This window comes from Anaerosolibacter carboniphilus, assembly GCF_014205875.1.
Classification (GTDB): Bacteria; Bacillota; Clostridia; order Peptostreptococcales; family Thermotaleaceae; genus Anaerosolibacter; species Anaerosolibacter carboniphilus.
The window spans coordinates 19680-42736 of the sequence record NZ_JACHEN010000018.1; the positions used below are offsets into that span (position 1 = coordinate 19680).

24 protein-coding genes and 1 other annotated feature are annotated in these 23057 nt (G+C 38.7%); of the genes, 22 read left to right on the forward strand and 2 right to left on the reverse strand.

Going from position 1 to position 23057, the window contains the following annotated elements:
- Positions 1-86 precede the first annotated feature (86 nt).
- From truA to HNQ80_RS14435, 6 genes are all read left to right on the forward strand, one after another.
- The gene (gene truA, locus HNQ80_RS14410) at positions 87-824 is read left to right on the forward strand and encodes a tRNA pseudouridine(38-40) synthase TruA (RefSeq protein WP_184311374.1); all 738 of its coding nucleotides are present in this window, start codon (positions 87-89) and stop codon (positions 822-824) included.
- A 201-nt stretch (positions 825-1025) separates the two neighbouring features.
- Positions 1026-1454, forward strand: a complete 429-nt coding sequence (gene rplM / locus HNQ80_RS14415) for a 50S ribosomal protein L13 (RefSeq protein WP_184311375.1) — start codon at positions 1026-1028, stop codon at positions 1452-1454.
- A 25-nt stretch (positions 1455-1479) separates the two neighbouring features.
- Positions 1480-1872 (forward strand): 30S ribosomal protein S9, encoded by a 393-nt coding sequence (gene rpsI, locus HNQ80_RS14420; protein WP_184311376.1) that lies wholly within the window; start codon positions 1480-1482, stop codon positions 1870-1872.
- Between the two features lie 272 nt (positions 1873-2144).
- Positions 2145-2375: a hypothetical protein gene (locus HNQ80_RS14425; RefSeq protein ID WP_184311377.1), complete on the forward strand. Its 231-nt coding sequence runs from the start codon at positions 2145-2147 to the stop codon at positions 2373-2375.
- A 280-nt stretch (positions 2376-2655) separates the two neighbouring features.
- Complete coding sequence (locus tag HNQ80_RS14430) at positions 2656-2853, forward strand: hypothetical protein (RefSeq protein ID WP_184311378.1); 198 nt, start codon at positions 2656-2658, stop codon at positions 2851-2853.
- Between the two features lie 208 nt (positions 2854-3061).
- Positions 3062-3670, forward strand: a complete 609-nt coding sequence (locus HNQ80_RS14435; RefSeq protein ID WP_184311379.1) for a class I SAM-dependent methyltransferase — start codon at positions 3062-3064, stop codon at positions 3668-3670.
- 1260 nt (positions 3671-4930) lie between these two features.
- On the opposite strand, the gene HNQ80_RS14440 is transcribed toward HNQ80_RS14435, so the two are convergent.
- Both HNQ80_RS14440 and HNQ80_RS14445 read right to left on the reverse strand, forming a co-directional pair.
- Positions 4931-5497, reverse strand: coding sequence for a GNAT family N-acetyltransferase (locus tag HNQ80_RS14440; protein WP_184311380.1), 567 nt, complete (start codon positions 5495-5497; stop codon positions 4931-4933).
- A gap of 203 nt (positions 5498-5700) precedes the next feature.
- Positions 5701-5862, reverse strand: coding sequence for an aspartyl-phosphate phosphatase Spo0E family protein (locus tag HNQ80_RS14445; RefSeq protein WP_184311381.1), 162 nt, complete (start codon positions 5860-5862; stop codon positions 5701-5703).
- Positions 5863-6118: 256 nt separating this feature from the next.
- On the opposite strand from HNQ80_RS14445, the gene HNQ80_RS14450 reads away from it, so the two are divergent.
- The 16 genes from HNQ80_RS14450 to HNQ80_RS14525 all read left to right on the forward strand — a co-directional run bounded on the left by HNQ80_RS14450 (position 6119) and on the right by HNQ80_RS14525 (position 23021).
- Entirely contained in the window at positions 6119-6448 is a 330-nt protein-coding gene (locus HNQ80_RS14450; protein ID WP_184311382.1) for a MazG-like family protein, read from the forward strand.
- Positions 6449-6522: 74 nt separating this feature from the next.
- Positions 6523-7650 (forward strand): gluzincin family metallopeptidase, encoded by a 1128-nt coding sequence (locus HNQ80_RS14455; protein ID WP_184311383.1) that lies wholly within the window; start codon positions 6523-6525, stop codon positions 7648-7650.
- A 108-nt stretch (positions 7651-7758) separates the two neighbouring features.
- A complete protein-coding gene (gene cwlD / locus HNQ80_RS14460) occupies positions 7759-8469 on the forward strand; it encodes an N-acetylmuramoyl-L-alanine amidase CwlD (RefSeq protein ID WP_184311384.1) in 711 nt (236 codons plus the stop codon).
- Between the two features lie 65 nt (positions 8470-8534).
- Positions 8535-9944 (forward strand): AmmeMemoRadiSam system protein A, encoded by a 1410-nt coding sequence (gene amrA, locus HNQ80_RS14465; protein WP_184311385.1) that lies wholly within the window; start codon positions 8535-8537, stop codon positions 9942-9944.
- Positions 9945-10199: 255 nt separating this feature from the next.
- Positions 10200-11189, forward strand: a complete 990-nt coding sequence (amrS, locus tag HNQ80_RS14470) for an AmmeMemoRadiSam system radical SAM enzyme (protein ID WP_184311386.1) — start codon at positions 10200-10202, stop codon at positions 11187-11189.
- A 140-nt stretch (positions 11190-11329) separates the two neighbouring features.
- Positions 11330-11581, forward strand: a complete 252-nt coding sequence (locus HNQ80_RS14475; protein ID WP_184311387.1) for a (2Fe-2S) ferredoxin domain-containing protein — start codon at positions 11330-11332, stop codon at positions 11579-11581.
- On the forward strand, positions 11578-13305 hold the full coding sequence (locus HNQ80_RS14480; RefSeq protein ID WP_184311388.1) for a [Fe-Fe] hydrogenase large subunit C-terminal domain-containing protein: 1728 nt from the start codon (positions 11578-11580) through the stop codon (positions 13303-13305). The genes HNQ80_RS14475 and HNQ80_RS14480 overlap by 4 nt, the downstream gene beginning before the upstream one ends.
- Positions 13302-14474: a SpoIIE family protein phosphatase gene (locus HNQ80_RS14485; protein WP_184311389.1), complete on the forward strand. Its 1173-nt coding sequence runs from the start codon at positions 13302-13304 to the stop codon at positions 14472-14474. The genes HNQ80_RS14480 and HNQ80_RS14485 overlap by 4 nt, the downstream gene beginning before the upstream one ends.
- A gap of 18 nt (positions 14475-14492) precedes the next feature.
- Positions 14493-15965 (forward strand): 4Fe-4S dicluster domain-containing protein, encoded by a 1473-nt coding sequence (locus tag HNQ80_RS14490; RefSeq protein WP_184311390.1) that lies wholly within the window; start codon positions 14493-14495, stop codon positions 15963-15965.
- A 99-nt stretch (positions 15966-16064) separates the two neighbouring features.
- Complete coding sequence (locus HNQ80_RS14495; protein ID WP_184311391.1) at positions 16065-16238, forward strand: hypothetical protein; 174 nt, start codon at positions 16065-16067, stop codon at positions 16236-16238.
- A 124-nt stretch (positions 16239-16362) separates the two neighbouring features.
- Positions 16363-16615 (forward strand) — a binding site (T-box leader).
- A 111-nt stretch (positions 16616-16726) separates the two neighbouring features.
- Positions 16727-17749, forward strand: coding sequence for an aspartate--ammonia ligase (asnA, locus tag HNQ80_RS14500; protein ID WP_184311392.1), 1023 nt, complete (start codon positions 16727-16729; stop codon positions 17747-17749).
- Between the two features lie 161 nt (positions 17750-17910).
- A complete protein-coding gene (locus HNQ80_RS14505; protein ID WP_184311393.1) occupies positions 17911-19446 on the forward strand; it encodes a spore germination protein in 1536 nt (511 codons plus the stop codon).
- Positions 19447-19450: 4 nt separating this feature from the next.
- Entirely contained in the window at positions 19451-20596 is a 1146-nt protein-coding gene (locus tag HNQ80_RS14510; protein WP_184311394.1) for a Ger(x)C family spore germination protein, read from the forward strand.
- 2 nt (positions 20597-20598) lie between these two features.
- On the forward strand, positions 20599-20808 hold the full coding sequence (locus HNQ80_RS14515; RefSeq protein WP_184311395.1) for a hypothetical protein: 210 nt from the start codon (positions 20599-20601) through the stop codon (positions 20806-20808).
- Between the two features lie 16 nt (positions 20809-20824).
- Positions 20825-21928 carry a GerAB/ArcD/ProY family transporter gene (locus HNQ80_RS14520; RefSeq protein WP_184311396.1) on the forward strand — a complete coding sequence of 368 codons (1104 nt, stop codon included), beginning with the start codon at positions 20825-20827 and terminating at the stop codon, positions 21926-21928.
- Complete coding sequence (locus HNQ80_RS14525) at positions 21921-23021, forward strand: GerAB/ArcD/ProY family transporter (RefSeq protein ID WP_184311397.1); 1101 nt, start codon at positions 21921-21923, stop codon at positions 23019-23021. Before HNQ80_RS14520 ends, HNQ80_RS14525 begins: the two co-directional genes overlap by 8 nt.
- Positions 23022-23057 lie beyond the last annotated feature (36 nt).

Genomic DNA, 23057 nt, shown 5'->3' on the forward strand with positions numbered 1-23057 from the left:
TCATGATACAAAGGGGGACTTTAGGTCACCCTTATTGTATTTTATGGGTATATTGCGGGATTCTTTGTGAAAAGCAGGTGAAGGTTTTGAAAAATGTAAAGCTTACAATCGAATATGATGGTACAGGATTTCATGGATGGCAGCGTCAGGACCACCATAGAACAGTGCAAGAGGAAGTTGAAAAAGCTCTTGAGAAGATCATAAAGAAAAGAATTACAATCCATGGGTCAGGCAGAACCGATGCAGGGGTTCATGGACTAGGGCAGGTAGCCAGCTTTAAGGAGGATTTTACAATACCCATAGATAAGATTCCGTTGGCAGTCAATGCACTGCTTCCCGATGATGTGGCCATACGGAATGCTGAGGAGGTATCTCTAGACTTCCATGCACGATATTCAGCTGTAGGGAAACGATACATCTATAAAATATACAATCGTCCATTACGTAGTCCCCTGCAACGAAATTATGCATACTTTGTTCCAACAGAGCTAAACTTGGATGCGATAAAAAAGGCAAGCAGCTTCTTTATAGGAGAGCATGACTTTAAGGCATTTATGGCATCGGGAAGCAGCATAAAAGATACTGTGAGAAGAATTCATAGACTTCATGTATATCAGGAACAGGACATGCTTACAATAGAAGTGGAAGGAAACGGATTTTTATACAATATGGTCCGTATTATGGCAGGGACGCTAGTAGATATAGGGAAGAGTAAAATATCACCAGAGAATATTCCCCAAATTATCTCTTCTGGAGATCGGACAAAGGCAGGACATACAGCACCTCCTCAAGGGTTATACTTAGCAGAAGTGTATTATGGATAGGCTAAGGTAAAGCTGAAGTTTGAAGGAAAAGAAAGAGATAAAAGAATATTGGGAAAGTCCAAATATTCCTTGACACGCACGGCACAATGTATTAGAATAGTAAAAGAGTCTGCATATTGAAAATCCACTAGCCCCGGATTTTTAAATATAGAGAACCGTGAAAAATGATTTATGGAAAAAGTAGTGATAGGAGGTAAATATATGAAATCTTTCGTTGCTAAACCACTTGAAATCGAAAGAAAGTGGTATATAGTAGATGCAGAAGGCAAAACGTTAGGTCGTTTAGCTGCAGAAGTTGCATCCATCTTAAGAGGTAAGAAAAAACCAATTTATACACCACATGTTGATACAGGTGACTACGTAATTATCGTAAATGCTGAAAAAGTAGAGTTTACTGGTAAGAAGTTAGATCAAAAACTATACAGACACCATACAGGTTGGGCTGGTGGTTTAAAAGAAATCACAGCTAGAGAATTAATGGCAAAGAAGCCAACAAAAGCAGTTGAGTTAGCAATCAAGGGTATGCTTCCAAAGAATAGCTTAGGAAGACAAATGTATAAAAAACTAAAAGTATACGCTGGTGCCGAGCACAATCATCAAGCTCAGCAGCCTGAAGTTCTTGATATATAGAACTGGATAGGGAGGAGGAAATACAATGGCGAGAGTACAATACTATGGAACAGGTAGAAGAAAGACTTCCATTGCAAGAGTAAGATTGGTTCCTGGTGAAGGAAAAATTACAATCAACGGAAGAGACATAGATAACTACTGTGATTACGAAACGCTAAAGAGAGATATCAGATTACCTCTTGCATTAACTGAAACAGAAGGTAGATTTGATGTTATCGCAAAAGTAGAAGGCGGCGGATATACAGGTCAAGCAGGTGCTTTAAGACACGGTATTGCTAGAGCATTATTAAAGGCTGACGCTGAGCTTCGACCAATCCTTAAAAAAGCAGGTTTCTTAACAAGAGATCCAAGAATGAAGGAAAGAAAGAAGTATGGATTAAAGGCTGCAAGACGTGCACCTCAGTTCTCCAAAAGATAGGACCAATGGAATGCAGAATCCCTCAAACGACTATGTTTGGGGGATTTTTTATTGCAAAAATGCATGAGAATTTTTTATGAACTGAAGGTTTAGTTACTTATAAGGAAAGAAAGAACGTTCCAACTTGCCCAATTGCTAAATACACCTTTAACGAATCGGAGTAGGAGTAACTGCCTACTTTTTATTATTATGAAGGGAATATATGGAAGAGTGTAGAAATACTTATGCACTCAGTTTTATGCTATAGCGAACTATATTCAGGAGGGATAGACATGCAAAGAAAGATTGATATTGTTTTTGGCCTGATAGGAGGGCTTGTATTATTGCTGTTACCTTTAGAAAATATTTTGATTCGTTATAATCCGGCATCTCTATTAATTAAACTTCTAATAAGAGTCATATATGAATGGCTTCCATTGTTCGGTTTTATCATTATTATATTTTTCAGCGTTGTATTAATTATTGATGGATTTAAAAGTATTAGCAAAAGCAATAAGAAGTGAAAAATTTATAGTACAACTAGGTTTACATTGTCATATATATATAATGGCAAGCCTCTGATAAACAATAAAGGAAACTTTTCAGATAAATAGATTAAATTACTGTTTTGTGATATTTCTTATAAAAAGGGCAAAGTCATTCAAGAAAAATGATTTCAATGTTTTATTAGGATGACTAAAGTTGAAACTCTCAACGGGGAGATAGGTCTTATAGGCACACCAACTTAGACTGTATTTAAGAAAATGTTGAAAATAATGCTAATAGTCTATAGGGAGGATTGTTATGGTAATAGTAGTTACATTACTAGGTGCGTTGATATCATATGTTGTTTTAGGTGTCTTTACTCTTGACACTGATTCAGGAAACATTAGAGATGTAATTGTTGCTGCAACACCATTGATTTGCGGAAGTGTCTGGGGTAGTGCTGCATGGATAGTTCAAACTATTAAAAAAAGCTCTGTTAATAATAAGAAAGAATGATACTTTGGCATATTATCCTCAACTAAAGAAATATTAAAGACTTGCGAACTAAACAGAGATTTAGCGAATTCATTAAAGATCCTACAAGCGACTTATAATTACATCGCATTTGTAAAATATTACGAAGTATGGTGATATTTATAAGAATATTATAATTGTTTAATATTAAGGATCAAGAGTTTTATGAGCCTATACTGGAGGGGAATAGATGAAAACTTTTGAAGATAAATCAAGAGAAAGCTATAATCGAAAGGCAGACGATTATGATAATACTGCTGAGGGTAAATTTACAGTAAATTTTAAGAAACTTTTATTAGAAGAGATTAAAATAAAGCCTAATAATAGCATTTTAGACGTGGCTTGTGGTAATGGAACATTTCTTAAAATGTTATCAAAAAAGTGTGACATTAGGGGCTATGGTATTGATATTTCAGAGAGAATGATTGAAAATGCAAAGAAAAGGTGCTCTGATATGACATTTGAAATAAGTAATTGTGATCATACATCATTTGAAAATCAGGTATTTGACGTTATAACTGTTTGTGCTGCATATCACCATTTTCCAGATGTAAAAGCGTTTGCGCAAGAAGCAAGCCGTGTATTAAAACCCTATGGTAGCATATACATAGCAGATGTGTATTATCCATTTATTATTCGTGCAATCTGTAACCCTTTTCTACCTCTATCAAAGGCAGGAGATGTAAAATTTTATTCTCCCAAGGAAATTATAAGTAACTTTGAAGCATTTGGCTTTAAGCAAGCAGGATTTAGAAGAGAAGGATACATTCAGATTATTGAAATGAGAAGATTATCATGATAATTAAATATGTCGGATACAATATTCATAAATTGCGAAAATCCAGTTAATGATTAAGACGACGCTAACTATTTTTTGTATTTTGAAAGATTAGGTCATATGGAAAGGCATAAAATTGTATTGATAACTAACAGGTAACTAACAAATGAGGCTTGAGACCGCTTAATCACCAAGGCGCAAGTTCTCAAAGAGATAGGACCTATGGAATGCAAAATCCCTCAAACACTTATGTCTGGGGGATTTTTTTATGGAGTGGAATATACCTTTCCTGCAACAACGCAAGATATGACATATAAGGCACTTCTGTTATGCAGAAAATTTATGGAATAAGTAGAAATTAGAATTTGGATGATAAGTCGCTTCTGTAGAATAATGCGACGCAACAATAACGGTTGGACAGGGTCGTCCAACCCTACAAAATTACAGAGAATCATGTTTTTTGTAGGGAACGATGCCGATCCCTACGAGATACTGTGCCCATTGGTAGGGGCAGACCTGAGTGTCTGCCCAAGAAAAATACCCAAATACCAAGGGGTGGACACATAGGTTCATGCCCTATGATTATGTCGCATCCTTCTTATATTACGAATCATATATTTTATGGTCAAGACGATAAAAATTGTGTTTCGTATTTTGAAAGATTAGGTCATATAAGAAGGCATCAAATTGTATTCGTAACTAACATGTAACTAACAAATCAACTTCTAAATAGCTTATATCTTAATGTCCAAGTTCTCAAAGAGATAATATTTATAAATACAAAATCCCTCAAACGGTTGTGTTTGGGGGATTTTTATTCTCATATACAAACTATTTTACGGTCTCAAAATAATAGTGCATTGTAAGGCAAGCAAGACTTGTCGCAGCTTGTCTACTACCAGATATTCTTAAAAGACTAGCTCATTCTATTGAAGGCTCTTAGGGGTGCTTACTAAATACAGATAAGACCAAAATACGGATATGCCAATAGGATTCCTGAAAGGGTTAATATCATATTTGATTATCAACGTATAGCCGATAATCAGCATCATAGCAAATAGTGTGCCCTTGTATTTAATACTTCCCAGAAGACTAATTAGTTTAGCTTTATAATTAAAAGCATTGTTCAGTAGGTAAAGTGTTAAAACCAAAATCGATGCAGGTAAAAATAATGATAATAAATTCATAGGAAACTATCCTTTCAAAATAATTATAGGACAATTATATCAGAGTAGTATGAGTGTTACCATAGGATGGAAATGGAAAAGTAATCGTTTTAAATTATAATGTTAGCCACATTACACTCAAATTATTGTGCTTTTCTATTTCCTCAAAACCAAGTTCTTTGTACATATTCAGCGTGCCGCGATAAAGCTTTTCGGGTTCACCCTTAATGTCTACTGGGATCGCCAAAACTGCATCAAAGTCTTGTGCTCTAAAGTCTTCGACAGCTTGTTTGAGTAAAAGCCGTGCTACTCCTTGTTTTCTATATTCTGGGTGGATTACAAAGCAAATTACACAGCCAACTTTTTGATTTCTTATGATATGACTTATGTCGTTTTCGAGTCTTATAAACTGGCGTACGTTGTTTGCATTACACCAACCGATACACTTGTCTCCATCAAATGCCAAGTAACCTCTCATATTGCCAGCCTGTATTTCTTCAATTGCCTCTGCGCGATTTTCTGCACCTGTTCTATTTTGCCATTGTTCACCTGAGCAGCTTGTGTGGTAAAACCTGCAAAAGCAAGTGGACCAATGGGGTGCATGACCGAAATCTAGATTCTCAAGATATTCAGTAAAAATTGTGGCTAAGCCTGGGCTTAGTGGTTTAACTACATACTTCATGGTGTTCCCCCTTCCTTTTAAAGACAAGTTAGTTTCAAAATGCTTGATATTTAAAAATCCATGATTTATCGAAATACGAATACGATTAGGATAGTAATTTCACTTTTGATTAATAAATTTGCTACGATTATCTTTTCTTATAGATTACATTATAGCAAATCTTTACTATACTTTCCAGAAATAAGAAGTAACATTAAGCAGAACTATGGTGTATTTGACCGAATGTAGGCTACGATAAGCTCGTCCAACTCTTGACTACATTCAATCACAGAGTTGGCCAGTAAGTTATAATTGTGGCATTTCAAGAGTACCAGTAATTCCCCATTCATCACTTCAATTTTTTTCTTTAGTTCATTTCTCGACATCTTGTGATCCCCCTTTCAAAAAATGACAAAAAACTCAAAAAGACTCCTGATTCTTCAAGAGATGTTGTCGGTTTTAGTAATAATATGACAAATATGTAAATAAATGTAAGATTTATATTTTTATTATATTATAGGATCATCAAAAAATCAATAGCATGGATATAAAAAAAGAGAAAAGTAGAATTTATTACAAGGATTTTCCGATAATTTATGTAATAATAGATGTATAACAAGAAGAAGAAAAGGAGAATCATACATGAATCGATATACAGAGTTTAAGCAAATTAGTTTACCAAAGTTAAACAATTTACAGCCAGGCTTAGAGTCCACTTGCTTAAAGCTTATGGAGGAAGCAGGCGAGCTTGCCCAAGCCATTGGAAAATTTAGGGGATTAAATGGGGAAAAGGTCAGCCTGGAGGATCAAGAAGTGGTGGATCGGATTGGTGACGAATTGTTGGATGTGGCGCAAGTGGCTGTGTCGATGATGTTTGTGTTGGAGGAGAAATATGGTATTAACATTAAAGAGAAGGTAGATTCCCATATAGATAAGCTAATCCAAAAGGGGTATATTCGTGTTGCAGAGTAAAAAAGCATTCCTTTCGTAGCATATGAGGATTATCCAATACATAGGATAATATATATCGTTCAAAGGAGAGGATCATGAAAAGAAATAAAATACTCTGTGTCATATTGTTTATCTTAGTTACGCTAATTTCTAGCTGTAGTGATAAAAATCAAGGGATAGAGGAAGAAATTCGCAACTTTATAAACCAGCAGGAGAAGCTAGTCCTTCAAAAGGATGTGGAAGCCTACATAGGAACGTTATCTTGGGAAAGTCCAGAGTATGTGGCAGAAAAGAAAAGCTGGATGAGAGACATTAAAAGTAGTGATATCCAGGATTATCAGTTAAAAATTGAAGATATGGACATCCGTGATAATCAAGCCTTTGTGGAGGTCAATCAAAGCTATCGTTTGAAAGACGATTTGTATGAGGTTCGCTATCCATTGAGGCTTGTAAAGGAAAGAGGTAGTTGGAAGGATGGAGACTTGAAGTTTGAAAACATGAAAACAAAGCATTTTATTATCAAGTACTTCAGCTCTTCCACAAAATATGCAGAGAAAATTCGTGATGTATGTGAAATAGCCTATGAAAATGTTCAAAAGAGATATGGTGAAGGGATAGAAGGAACCACTGTTATCAAACTGTACAAGGATAAGGAAATGCTGAGACAGTCCGTGAAGCTTTCTTTTGGCTGGCAGTTTGCTGGTTGGTATGAATATCCTGAGTCCATAAAAACCACAGAATTCGAAAATGCTGAAGATTATCGAGAGATCCTGGAGCATGAATTGATCCACAAACTAACGATCAAAAAAGCAGAGAATAATCTTCCCTATTGGTTTGCTGAGGGATTGGCCATGTATTTTAGTAATTTTCAAAATGAGCCTGAAATCTATAGTATGAAGGATTACTATTTGAATACCTACAAGAATAAGTGGATGACCATCGAAAAGCTAGAGAAACTGAATCTGGAGATTATGGAGGATGAAGAAGAAATCCAGAACTACTATGATGGCGCTGGAATGATTGTGAAATTCATGATAGACACCTATGGAGAAGAGCGGGTAAAAAAAATCATAGAAGCTTTGGGCTCCTATGACTACTTGGAAGGTACTGGCGCAGAGGTAGATACAGTATCTATTCAGAGATTTCATGAAGTGATTCCAAAGATCCTGGAGATCGATGTAACTGAATTGGATGACTCATGGAAAGCATATTTAAAACAATAAAGTAAAGCAGGGGGATTTAAGATTCCGCTGCTTTACTTTATTGTCCACTCTCATAAATTTTCTTTTATTGAATATGAATAAATAGAAAATGAAGGAGGGGACGTCTCGATGCGAGTGTTTGTCATACATAAAAGATGGTTCTTATTATGGATATTTCTCATAGGGGGAACGATATTCTTATACCGATGGTATAGCAATCTATTGGAAGCCACTTCTCTGCCTACTACCCACAAGGTAATTGTTGTAGATGCAGGGCATGGTGGTATAGATGGTGGAGCCAGTGGGAGAAGTGGTGTGCTGGAAAGCCATATCAATTTAGAAATTGCACTACGGTTAAGAAAGTTACTGGAGCAAAGTGGTGCTATGGTGATCCTGACTAGGGACACTGATATGGGGCTCTATTCAGACACTGGGAGAATCAGAGATAAAAAAAATGAAGATTTGAGAAATAGAAAAAAGATTATGAATGAAAGTGATGCAGATATTTTTGTGTCCATTCACTTAAATGCCTTTCCACAAAGCCAATATTATGGAGCGCAGGCCTTTTACCCCAAAAATTCTGAGAAAAGCAAACTATTGGCGCTGCTGATTCAAGAGGAACTAATCCGCATCCTTGATAATGGCAACAAGAGAGAGATAAAATTGAAGAACGATGTATATCTGATGCAGGAAAGTACAATACCTATGGTTCTAGTGGAGTGCGGCTTCCTGTCCAACCCTATGGAAGAAAGATTGCTGCAAGAATCAAAATATCAAGAAAAAGTGGCATGGAGTATCTATATTGGAATTTTAAGATATTTTAATGAAGTGAAAGAATAGGGCTGAGTATAAGTGATTTTATAAGGGAACATATTAATAAAAGGAACCAATGAGGAGGTTAAACTATGGGAAGAATACAGGCAGCGTATCTAGTACCTCATCCGCCGATAATTCTGAAAGAAGTGGGAAAAGGTGAGGAAAAAAAAATTCAGAAAACCATTGATGGGATGAAGGAAGTAGCCCAAGAAATAAAAGAAAAAAAACCAGGAACTATCATAATCATAACACCCCATGGACCTTTGTTTCGTGATGCTGTGGCGATTTCAGTAACACCGGAAATGGAAGGCGATATGGGAAAGTTCGGGGCGAAAACAGTAAGATTTATAAAAGAGAATCATTTGGAACTGACCAACAAGATTTTACAATTTGCAAAGGCAAGAGATATTTTTTGCGCCCAAATAAACAAAGACTTTGCATGGGAATATAATATTTCTTCAGATTTGGATCATGGAGTCATGGTGCCTCTGTATTTCATTGACCAGGAGTATATTCACTATAAGCTGGTTCATATTACCTATGGGCTCTTGCCCAGAGAAGATTTATATAAATTTGGGAAAGCCATTCAGGAAGCTGTAGAGGGGATAGAAGAGGATGTCATCGTCATTGCCAGTGGAGACCTATCCCACAAATTAAGCGTTGAGGCACCAGCAGGCTATCATCCCAGCGGAAAGCTCTTTGACACTGAAATTTTGAAATTATTAGAAGTTGGTGCAGTGGAGGAAATCTTATCCATGGAATCCTGTTTTACAGAAGAAGCAGGAGAGTGTGCATTAAGATCCATAGATATCATGTTGGGCACCTGTGATGGCTTTAATATTACGCCTAAGGTCCTGTCCTATGAAGGGCCCTTTGGCGTGGGCTACGGTGTAGTTCGCATAACAATAGGAGACATCAATAGAGACCGTCAGTATATGGAGCAGCTCTACCATAATAGGGACAAGAAAATACGACAGACTCGCAAGCATGAGGATCCCCATGTGAAGCTGGCAAGAAGTGCACTGGAGTATTATGTGGAACATCAGAGGGTGATGAACCTTCCTCAGGACTTACCCCAGGAAATGCTCCAAGAAAAAGCAGGGGTATTCGTTTCTTTGAAGAAACATGGGGAGTTAAGGGGGTGCATTGGTACGATTGAGCCAACCACAGGCCATATCGCCGATGAGATTATTCGAAATGCTATTCAAGCTGGAGCAAATGATCCACGATTCTATCCTGTGGAGGAAGAAGAACTAAAAGAAATCATTTATTCCGTAGATGTTTTGAAAGCACCAGAGCGTATCAATACCCTGGATGAATTGGATGTAAAAAAATATGGTGTGATTGTGTCCAGCGGCAGGAAGTCAGGACTATTGCTGCCAAACCTTGAAAATGTAGATACAGTAGAGGAACAGGTGAGGATTGCCCTACAAAAAGCAGGGATCCAAGCAAATGAAGGATATAATCTTCAAAGATTTGAAGTAGAGAGACATAAATAAACTGTGGATAAAATGTGCATAAAAATTTTGAAAACGGCTGTATCTTAGATAGATCAAAGTGTGCGCGAACGAAAACTTATCCACAAAGTTATCCACGGTTTACATATTCGCAAAACGTAGATTTGTGGACAAGGGAGGGACATGCCCATAGACTTGTCCATATGACACCACTAAAAGATTATAAACTTATCAACAGTCCTTGTCCACATTAACATAACTTTGTGGACAAGTGATAGAAGGAGCAGGATTATGTAAATGAAAGCAGAGAAAGAAGCAATGTTCTATAGAAAATTAGAAGATGATTACATAAAATGTGACTTGTGTCCTCATGATTGTCAGATACCTCACGGAAAGGTGGGGAGATGCAGAGTAAGAAAGAACGAAAGAGGGACCCTATATAGCTTAAATTATGGGAAAATCACTTCTTTTGCTTTGGATCCTATAGAGAAAAAGCCACTATACCATTTCTATCCCAATAGCAGGATTCTCTCTATAGGAAGCTTTGGATGCAATCTAACCTGTAGTTTTTGTCAGAATTGGCAGATTGCCCACAGGGAACCAGAGACAACCTGCGTTACACCAAAACAATTGGTAAGGGCAGCCCAAGAGCACCAAGATCACATCGGCATTGCCTATACGTATAATGAGCCTTCTATCTGGTATGAGTTTATCTATGAGACAGCTCCATTGATCCATGAAGCAGGTATGAAGAATGTGCTGGTAACCAATGGATTTATAAAAGGGTCTCCTCTAAAGCAGCTCTTGCCTTATATTGATGCCATGAATATTGATTTAAAGGGGTTTACTCAGGACTTTTACAAGGAATTGTGCGGTGGAGCGCTGGCACCTGTAAAAGAGACCATAGGGACAGCCATTGAAAATTGCCATGTGGAAATTACAACACTTCTTGTCAGCGAATCAAATGATTCTCTTGAAGAGATAGAAGCGCTAGCTAAGTGGATCGGTAGCATAAGTAGAGAAGTGCCCTTTCATCTTAGTAGATATTTTCCTGCCTATAAGATGGAGCTGCCGCCGACCCCTTTAGAGCAGATGGAGGCGGCCGTATCTATTGCCAAGAAGTATCTTGATTACGTCTATATGGGAAATGTGGCAGGCATAGATAGAAATACATACTGCCCTCAGTGTGGTGAAAAAATAATTGATAGAAATTTAACAATTGATATTCGTTTGACAGATGAAAAAAAATGCAAGAAGTGTGGAAAGAATATTTCAATTATCTATTAAATCCCAAAGTTATGGGGTTTTTTTATTGCATAGAAATGTATAATTCTTATAAAGATTTATTTAAATATAGAAGAAGGAGTGTTATAATAAAAAAAGGCAGTGAATTATGTTAACTTTTTAACAAAATGGAGGTGTGAAATGTGGTAACGATACAAGTATGTATTGGCAGTGCCTGCCATCTAAAGGGGTCCTACAATGTAATCAACAAGCTTCAATCCCTTGTCGAAGAGAAGGGATTGAAAGACCAGATCATAATCAAAGCCGCCTTTTGTTTGGGAGAGTGTACAAAAGCGGTTTCAGTAAAGGTGAATGAAGGATCTGTGAGAGGACTTACAGAGAATGACGCAGAAGCTTTTTTAGACGAGATCTTGAATAAGGGGGCTTCCAATTGAGCCTTTTAAATTTTTCAAAAGCAAATTGCAAGAACTGTTATAAATGTCTAAGATCATGTCCTGTGAAGGCCATAAAAATTAAGAATGAGCAGGCGGAAATTGTAGAGGAACGATGCATCGGCTGTGGACAATGTCTCATTATATGTCCCCAGGACGCTAGAAATATAAAGAGTGATTTAGAAGAAGTAAAAAAAGCGATACGTGAAAAACGAAAAGTGATTGCCAGTATAGCTCCATCTTTTCCAGGAGCCTTTGATATGAAAGACCCTAGGCAAATCGTCACAGCCCTCAAACGCATTGGCTTCTATGGGGTGGAGGAAACGGCAATTGGAGCTGAAATCGTGGCAGATCGTTACGATGAGATTGTCGAGAATGAAAAGTATGAGAACTTGATCACTACCTGTTGTCCTTCGACCAACTATCTAATCGATCGATATTTTCCGGATCTGACCCAGTATCTTATTCCGATTGTGTCTCCCATGCTTGCCCACGGGAAACTTTTAAAAAGCATCCATGGAAGAGATTCCTATGTCGTATTTATAGGCCCTTGTACAGCAAAAAAAATTGAGGCTCTGAGTTTTCAGCATAAGGGAACCATCGATGGGGTTTTAACTTTTGAGGAATTGTCTAAGTGGCTTGTAGAGGAGAGAGTAAACTTGGAGGAGTTGGAACCAAGCAGCTTCCTAAAACGGACCTACAGAAGGGGACGAGCTTTTCCTTTGGGAGGTGGTGTCATCTCCAGCTTTGGAAAAGGTGAAAATGGTAGAAAGTACGAGCGCATGAGGGTGGACGGTATCGAGGAATGTATGGGAATATTTCAGTCTATAAAGGAAGGAAATATTCACGGCGTGTGTGTAGAGGCGAATATTTGTAGAGGAGGCTGCATTAGCGGGCCAGGTATGCCAAAAAGCCAAAATGATTTCTTTAAAAGGCAGAAAAAAATAAAGGCATATGTGAACAACCAATGGGAGGATCCAGAAAACTCGGAGGAGTGCATACTTCCAGAAATGAATCTATCAAAACTATTTGTTGGCAGACCTATAGAAAAAGATATCGCATCAGAAGAAGAACTGAGAAAAATATTGAGAAAAATAGGCAAGTTTAAGCCTTCCGATGAATTGAATTGTGGCGGGTGTGGCTACAACACTTGTAGGGAAAAGGCCCAGGCAGTATTTGAAGGAATGGCAGAGCTGAATATGTGTCTTCCCAATATGCGGAGTAAAGCGGAGAGTCTAACCAACGTGATCTTTGAGAATTCGCCCAATGTGATCATGGTGGTTGATGACAAACTTCAAATAAAGGAATTTAATCCTACTGCGGAAAAAATATTTGGTGTTCGTACAGAAGAAATAAAAGAAAAACCCATTGGCATTATCATGGATGACCAACATTTCCAAAAAGTAAAGGAAGACAAAACCCCTCTCTTCGGGCAAAAGATATATTACGATGAATATGATGTGGTATTGCTGCAGAGCATTGTATATGTAGAGAACCAAAATGTGATGCTGGCTATTATGACGAACATCTCGAAGGAAGAAAAGCAGAGAAAAGAACTAAAGCGAGTTAAGGAAAATGCTTTGAATGCAGCACAAAAAGTGATTGAGAAGCAGATGAGGGTAGCGCAAGAAATTGCCAGTCTATTGGGAGAGACCACAGCAGAAACAAAGGTGACCTTAACAAAATTAAAGGAAATCGCTATTGATGAAACAGGTGATGGAGAATGACGTACTTTATTGATATTGCCTTTGATAACATTCACAAATATGGAGAGGAACTCTGTGGAGACAAAGTTGAAGTCATAAGAATGGCAGATGGGGTCATCATCGTTTTGGCCGATGGATTAGGAAGCGGTGTAAAGGCCAATATATTGGCTACATTAACAGCGAAAATTGCAGGAACAATGCTAAAGGAAGGGGCAAGCATTGAAGAAACTGTGGATACAGTCCTTCAAACTTTACCCGTATGCAAGGTAAGAAAGCTAGCCTATTCAACCTTTACCATTATAAAAGTTTATAATGATGGCCGGGTCTATACCGTAGAGTATGACAATCCACCATATATTTTTGTCCAAAACGGCAGTCTTATGGAGATTGAAAAAAGAACGACCAATATGGGTGGCCGAATGATCAAAGAGTCAAACTTTATGCTTGAATCTGGGGATGTGCTGACAGCTATCAGCGATGGTGTAGTACACGCTGGGGTAGGCGCCATTTTAAACTTAGGATGGCAGTGGCACCATGTGGCAGAACATATTGAAAAGATAAGCCATGTAGAAAAATGTGCCAAGAATATCTCAAAGAATCTAATAGAAACATGTATGGGGTTATATGCCAACAAGCCTGGTGATGATTCTACGGCCGTGACAGTAAAATTGAGGACGCCTGAAGTGATTGATTTGTTTACAGGCCCGCCAAAAGATCTGGAGGATGATCACTGGATTGTCCACAAATTGCACAATGGGAGAGGAAAAAAAATTGTTTGTGGTGGTACAGCCGCAAATATTGTTGCAAGGGAACTAGGAGAAGAAGTTCAGGTAAATATGGAATGGATTGATAAGGAAATACCGCCTACCGCTAGGATTAAAGGGATGGACTTAGTAACAGAAGGAGTATTGACCTTGAGTAAGGCCGTGGAAAAAATAAGAAAGTATGTAAACACGGCTCATAGCGTGGATACAATATACAAAATTGATGGAAAGGATGGCGCTAGCCAGTTGTCCAGGATGCTCATAGAAGATTGTACCCATCTCAATCTATGGGTAGGAACAGCAGTGAATCCTGCCCACCAGAATCCTGACTTTCCTGTTGACTTACGGATAAAGATCAAAGTGGTAGAAGAACTGGCTGCGATGATGGAGAAGTTAGGAAAGGAAGTTAAGACCACATTTTTATAGATATGGAAGGGGAAACAAATGCGAAAATTTGAGACAGATGTCCAGCTAATCAAGTATGAAGTACTGAAGGAAGTGTCAAGGATGGCTTTTGAAGGAACCCTTCAAGAGCAGTACCAGAACATTCCCGAAAGGATTGTTCCTGGACCAAAGCCTAGAATACGTTGTTGTATTTATAAGGAGAGAGCTGTAACCGAGGAAAGAGTATTTCTTGCCATGGGTGGAGATAAGGATTCAGAAAATGTCATAGAGGTTTTGGGCAGCGCATGTGATGAATGTCCAATCAATCGATTTACGATCACAGAGGCATGTAGGGGTTGTCTTGCCCGTCGCTGTGCAGAAGCTTGTCCAGTAAATGCTATATATCACGTGGGTCAACGGGCATACATCAACCCACAAAAATGTATTGAGTGTGGCAAATGTAAAGAGGCTTGTCCCTATAATGCCATTTCAGATGTAATGAGACCCTGTCGCAGAGTCTGTCCCACCGACGCCCTTTCTATGGATGAAGATAAGAAAGCAGTGATTGATCATAAAAAATGCATTCAGTGTGGAGCCTGTGTATATCATTGTCCTTTTGGAGCTATCATGGATAAGTCCCAGGTTGTGGATGTCATTGAAGCTCTAAAGGAAGGAAATAAACGCTCTAGAAGTTCTGTCTATGCAGTGATTGCTCCAGCCATTTCCAGCCAGTTTACCTATGTGAAGATAGGTCAAGTGGTAAAGGCCATCAAAATGTTGGGATTTCAAGATGTAATAGAAGCAGCCTTAGGCGCGGATTTGGTTGCTCTCCATGAAACCCATGAGTTTGCCGAGGAAATAGGGGAGAAAGGATTTATTACCAGTTCGTGCTGTCCTGCCTTTGTATCCTACATCCGAATGAAATACCCTGCTTTGACTGAGCATATTTCCACATCTATCTCACCGATGATCGCCATCTCAAGGCTCATTAAGGATATTGATCCTCAGGCAAAGGTGGTATTTATAGGACCTTGTATAGGAAAGAAGATGGAAGCCAAGGAACCAGGACTCCAGGGCAGCACAGATTATGTGATAACCTTTGAAGAATTGTGTGCCATGATTGATGCCAGAGGGATCAAGATGGAGGATTGTCCGGAAGAAGTATTAGACAACGCTTCTTTCTTTGGCAGAATATTTGCAAGAACAGGTGGGCTAACAGAGGCCATTCAACATGTGATCAAGGAAGAAAAATTGGATGTGGTATTCAAGCCTGTTAGCTGTGATGGGATCATGGCCTGTGATAAGGCGTTAAAAATGGCAAAGGTCCATAAGCTGGAAGGCAATTTCATAGAAGGTATGGCATGTCCAGGAGGGTGCATCGGAGGGCCTGCATCTCTTCATCATGGACCCAAGGACCGAAAAGAGGTAGATAAATATGGACAGTATGCCATCGAGAAGGGAATTAAAGATTCCTTGAGGATTTTTAAGACAGATCACATCAATTTGAAAAGAGAATTTGAGAAGTCAGAGTAGATTCAAAAATAGATTTGCCTCTCCCTAAAGAGAATAGTACTAGGGATATGCTGATACAGCATATAATGAAGTACGAAAGGTGGCAAGGGAGGGATGGCTTTGAAGAAATGGCTATTATGGACAATTATTTGTATTCTTTGTGTTACAATACTACTTTTTGTGGGCAAATTCTTTTCTTATACGGGCAACAAGATAAGAGTAGGTACACAAATGGAGCAGAGCCATGTTACAGAAGGTCACAAAAACGTAGTAAGCACAGGAATAAGAAATTAAAGAAGACCATAGATCATTCACCATATACAAGATAAAATATACATGGTAATTAATGATTATGCGAATAAACCATTGACATTCTCAAAGAAATGACATATAATCAATAATAGTAAATAAATATTATATAAATACGAAGAAGAGAAGAGTAAATCTAGGATGTAGTTTCAGCGAGTTGGTGATAGTGGGAGACCAGCACGAGGCCTATTTTGAAGAACATCTCGGAGTTGCTAACCGAAACCCTCAGAGGAGAGTAGGCTTAGACGGAGCCAAACCGTTATCATTGGTAGGTATCGAAGTAGATATATTTCCGTACCGATTGAAGTGAGCGTTGCGCTAATTTGGGTGGTACCGCGGAAGTTAAACCTTTCGTCCCTTTTTGATAAGGGATGAAGGGTTTTTTTATATTTATTTTTATACAGTTTCCATTGAAAAAGTCCATGGCCATGGTGAAGAAAATGAAGCTGAAATCAAATTTAGGAGGAATTCATATGAAAAAGATAGATCAAACATTTATGATACCAGAAGGTTATAAGCCAGTTCTTGGCATTCGCGAAACAGAAATTGCAATCAAACAATTAAAGGATTATTTTGAAGCAGCCTTAGCGCAAGAACTGAACTTGACAAGAGTTTCGGCGCCCTTATTTGTTCAACCTGAAACAGGAACCAATGACAATCTAAACGGTATTGAAAGACCTGTAGCTTTTGATGTAAAAGGTGTTGGTGGTAAAGAGGTGGAAATTGTTCATTCTCTTGCCAAGTGGAAGCGAATGGCGCTACAGAGATATGGCTTTGGGCATGGAGAGGGGCTTTATACAGATATGAACGCCATCCGTAGAGATGAAGATTTAGACAATATACACTCCATCTATGTGGATCAATGGGACTGGGAACGTGTGCTTCAAAAAGAAGAAAGAACAGTAGATACATTAAAGGAAATTGTGGGGAAAATTTACAAGGTGTTTAAAGCAACAGAGGATTATGTGAGCAGGCTATATCCAAGCTTTAAAAAATTCTTACCTAAAGAGATCAGCTTTATAACGACGCAGGAACTGGAGGATAGATATCCACAGCTTACGCCAAAGGAAAGGGAAAATGCTATTGCCAAAGAAAAAGGCGCCGTGTTTATCATGGGAATCGGCGGAGAGCTGACCTCAGGAATCAGACATGATGGAAGAGCTCCTGATTATGATGACTGGACATTAAATGGAGATATTATTTTCTGGTATCCTGTATTGGAAATGGCTTTAGAGTTATCTTCCATGGGTATCCGCGTAGATGAGGATGCATTGGAAAGACAGCTAAAACTGGCAGATTGTGAGGATAGAAAGGAATTTATCTTCCACAAAATGTTGCTGGAGAAGAAGTTGCCCTATACCATCGGAGGGGGTATCGGCCAGTCAAGAATTTGCATGCTCTTTCTTCAAAAAGCCCATATCGGAGAAGTGCAAGCATCCATATGGCCCCAGGAAATGCTGGAAGTATGCGAAGAAAAAAATATATTGTTGTTATAAAGCAAAAAAAATCTCGTCATGAAGGCGAGATTTTTTCTTTTTAAATGATCATAAAAAAGCATAAAAGAGAAGGGGAAGTAAAACAATATCAATACGAGTGTAATCTTTTCATTAGACAGTTAAGAAGCCACACTGACCTTGATAAAATGGGAAGTGAAAATATGTTTAAAAGATTAAAAGACATTTTAAATATGAAGTCTACGGAAGAAGATAAAATAGAAAAAAGCCAAATTCTGATGAGATCCTTAGAGGATAACATTTCAATGTTTAAAAGAAGTTTTGCAGAAAATGATTTGGTAGTCTATAGAAACATAAGAAATCAACATGATGATAAGCTTGATTTTTGCTTGATTTATGTGGATGGCATGATCGATAATGAAACGGTGCAAGAGACGATCATACTTCCACTGCTTGGGACGCATATGTCATCCTATTCACTAGACTACTTGGCAGATAGTGTATTAAGTAGTAGAAGCATCGAAAAGAGTAAGAATATCGATGAATTGGTGAAATCCATTATCTATGGTGATAGTGTGCTGCTTTTGAATGGCAGCATAGAAGCTTTGGTGATGGATACAAAAGGGTGGGAGAAACGGCAAATTTCAGAGCCTATAGGTGAAACGGCGGTCCGGGGACCCAGGGAGGGCTTTACAGAGAGTATTGAAACAAATCTGACACTGATTTGGAAAAGAATTATCAATCCTGATTTAAAAATGCAATACATGGAAATTGGCAGACAAACGAAAACCAAAGTATGTATCTGCTATTTAAAAAGCCTTGCCCATCAAGAGATCATAGATGAGTTAAGGAAACGACTTGGAGAAATAGAAATAGACGGCATATTGGAGTCAGGTTATATCGAATCATTTATTCATGATGCCCCACTGTCTCCCTTTGAGACCATTGGGAGCACGGAGCGACCTGACGTTGTGGCTGGAAAACTCTTGGAAGGACGAGTTGCCGTGGTTTGTGATGGGACCCCTTTTGTATTGACGTTACCTCATTTATTTATAGAATACTTTCAATTCAATGAGGACTATTACCATAATTTTATTTTTGCTTCTTTCAACCGGATTCTACGGGTGATAGCTTTTTTTTTAAGTACAAGTATACCTGCCATCTATATTGCACTGACGACCTATCATCAGGAAATGATTCCTACACCTTTGCTGCTGAGTATCTCTTCGTCTCGACAAGGGGTTCCCTTTCCTACAGTTTTTGAGGCCCTTTCCATGGGCATCACCTTTGAGATATTAAGGGAGGCGGGGACAAGGTTGCCAAAGCCAATCGGACAAACGGTGAGCATCGTTGGGGCTTTGGTACTGGGGGAGGCGGCTGTAACCGCTAGAATTGTCAGTGCACCCATTGTGATTGTGACAGCCTTAACGGGAATTACCAGTTTGATGCTTCCCAAAATGCTAGGCGCATTGGCAGTGATTCGTTTTAGTTATGTTATCTTAGCTTCCTTTTTGGGGCTATATGGCTACATTTTTGGTGTCATTGGATTGTTCATCCACCTAATGTCTATTCGATCCTTTGGTATTCCCTATATGTTGCAGCTAGGCTCTATCAATAAGCAGGATATAAAGGATACGATCATTCGAGCCCCTTGGTGGTATATGTATTACCGACCAAAGCTCATTGGTGGAAAAAATCCTGTGCGAAGCGGTAGTGCTAATCTGAGAAAAAGGGGTTAGTGCCATGCAATATGAGAGAAGAATCCTACTAATGCTGTTGTTCGCAGCGATATCCCTAATCAGTGGCTGCTGGAATTATCGAGAAATAGATGAAATGACCATCATTCAGGGTGTTGCCATCGATCATAATGCTGAAAAATTCATCATTACCATTGAAAGCATCACCCCTAAGGGAGGTCAGGACATAGAGATGGTAGCTGATTTAACAACAGCAGAAGGGGCAACCATTTTTGATGCCATCCGAAATTTGATCATGCAAACGGGAAGGCGGGTTTACTGGGCCCATGCCAAGGTCATTGTGATCAGTGAACAGATTGCAAGAGAAGGGGTTACGCCTATATTAGACTATGTGACGAGAGATGCGGAGATACGGGAAAATATGTGGCTTGTGTTGTCAAGGGAAAAAGATGCCAAGACTCTTTTTGAAGGGAAAGATAGGATGCATGACACCATCTCCATTCATATGGATGACATGCTTCAGAACCAGAAAAGTATATCAAAATATGATGCTGTTGAATTATGGAGGTTTTTAGACGATTTAACAGCGGATGGCATTTCACCTACTATGCCTATGGCAAATTTAAAGATAAAAGGGGATGAGAAGGTTCCCTTGATAAATGGAATTGCCATATTTAAGAAAGATAAAATGGTGGGATGGATCGATGGGATTGAAGCGAGGAGCCTATTGCTTACAAAGGGAGAACTGAAAGGCGGCTTGCTTATCATTCCCAATGTAGGAAAAACAAATACAGATGTAACATTGGAAATTTTTAAGAGCAAAACAAAAACAAAACCTATCTTGATGAATGATCAGTTAACGATGGAGATCAATGTGAAAATGGAAGTAAACATAGCTGAGATTACGGGAACAGAAGACTTTATTGGTGAACAAGGTAGAAAACTGCTGGAAAAGGAAGCAGAGGGGTTACTGGAGACGCAAATGAAGCGTACCATAGCAAAAGTCCAAAAACAATGGGGAAGCGATGTTTTTGATTTCGGCGGCGTGGTTCAAAGAGAAATGCCTGAGTACTGGAAAACAGTGAAAGGGGATTGGGAAGAACATTTTACAAATCTTGATGTAAAGGTAAACGCAGATATTAATATCCGAGGTAGTGCACTGACCTCAAAACCCATCAAAGTAGGTGATTAAGGATGGTATTCTTCATCATTTTGGCATATTTCATCATTGGTTTTATGGAGATCGTGCCTTTGGTCCAGCAAGGAGAAAAGAAGCAGATCATTCTCTACGCCATGACATTTTCTCTGGCTTTTGTGATCAGCCTGTTGCTTGGGCTTGGTGTACCCATTCCAAGTCCTGCAAAGCCCATCGAGGGGATCATAAAAGCCGTGACGGGCGGATAGGGAGAGGGGCGTGACCATGGATAAGGAAGTTATTTCAAATAGACAAGGGATTAGTCTCATTACGCTATTTATTATTGGAGACGCGGTCATTGTTGCTCGAGGATTGGAAGCTGAACGGGACTTATGGATAGCTATGATTCTGGCCATTCTTGGGAGTATTCCTTTGATGCTGATCTATGGAAGGATACAGAGAAGATATCCAGAAGAGAATTTATTTGAAATCAATGAGCTCGTTTTTGGAAAAATTCTAGGAAAGTTCATGAATGCTTTTTTTCTGGTGTTTGTTTTTGTGAATGGAGCTTCTATTATCAGAGCCTTTTCTGAATTTTTCATTACCGTTGGATTGCCAGAGACACCTCAAATCGTATTTGGAATTTTTCTAACGGTTCTCTGCGGTTTTGCAGCAAGGGAGGGGGTGGAGGTGCTGGGGAGATTGGCAGAGTTTTTTCTTATGGTCTTAATTCTCATCATTCCATTTACCATTTTGATGCTGTCACCTCAGATGGATATAAACCATATTCAGCCTGTGCTCTATAATGGGTGGGGTCCTGTTTTTAAAGGGACCTTCTCCAACATCACCTTTCCCTTTGGAGAAGTTGTAACTCTGCTCATGATCTCCATGGCCTTAAGAAAGAAGGAATCTTTTCAGAAGATCTACGTGTTGGGATTGTTATTGGGTGGATTTATTCTATTTTCTACTGCCCTGACAGAATTGCTGATTCTGGGATACAATACATATTCTATAAAATACTTTCCTGCCTATGGAAGCGTAAGCAGGATGAATGTGGGTGACTTCATTCAACGACTTGAGATCATTGTATCTACTACATCATTGCTGGCAGGATTTATTAAAATAGCGATCTGTTTTTTAGCAGCCAGCAAAGGTGTTGCAAAACTATTCAATATATCTCAATATCGTTTCATGGTATGGCCTATTGCCCTGTTATTTTTGAATTTATCTGTCTTTATCTACAGTGATATTATGCACGCCATGAGATGGGCGGAAGAAATTTGGAAATATTTTGCCATTCCCTTTGAAATCATATTGCCAATCCTAATACTCATCATCATTGAAATAAGAAATAGACAAAAGAGCCGAAGGAGCTGGGGACATGAATAAGGAAGTGATATCTGACAAACAGGGTATTACATTAACGATTTTATTCATTTGGGGGAGTTCCCTTGTCATCGGATCGGGAGCAGGGGCAAAAAGAGAGGTATGGCTAGCCATCTTGATGGGGATGATAGGAGGCTTGCTATTGAGCCTAATCTATGCCCGTATGCTGTATCTTTTTCCACAACAAAATTTATTTGATATTGTTATCCATGTTTTTGGTAAATATATGGGCGGATGTATCATCGTCTTATACAGTTGGTTTGCATTCCATCTGGGTGCGTTGGTATTGAGAAACTTCGGGGAGTTTATCATTACAGTTGCGCTCCCGGAGACCCCCATGATGGTGCCTACGGCATTGCTATGTTTTTTGTGCATCTGGGCATCAAAGGAAGGTGTAGAGGTCTTAGGAAGATGGGGAGAGGTATTTATTGTTTTTTTAGGACTTATCATGATTTCAACCTTATCCTTCTCAACCACAGAAATGAACATCAATAATATACGGCCATTTTTATTCGAGGGATGGGGACCTGTACTAAAGGGCGCATTTAGCTCTTTAACCTTTCCTTTCGGAGAGACTGTCATACTGCTAATGGTCTTTTCTTGCTTGAAACGAAGAAATTCTCCTTTTAAAACATATCCTGCTGGGATATTGATTGCTGGTCTTGTATTGACTGCTTTTGGGGCAAGAAACATTTTGGTACTGGGAAGTGAAAAAACGGCAGCCATCTACTTCCCATCCTATTTAGCCGTGAGCAGAATTGACGTGGCAGAAATTTTTACACGACTTGAGATTGTTGTATCTGTTTCATTTATCATCAGTGGACTGGTGAAAATTAGCATTTGCCTTATGGCAGCCAGTAGAGGATTAGCTAAACTAGCAGGATTAGAAGACTATCGATTTCTTGTAACCCCGGTGGGACTGTTAATGCTAAATCTTTCCTATTTCGTCTATGGAAGTATCATGGAAATGGTGGAATGGGCTTTTAAAGTATGGAACTTTTATGCTGTACCGTTTCAAGTGATTCTTCCAATCATTATTTGGATAGCGGCTGAAATGAAAATACGGACAAAGAACAATAAGGAAAGGAAGACCTAAAGGAGAATTTACTTCTGTATAGAATTATTTATAAAA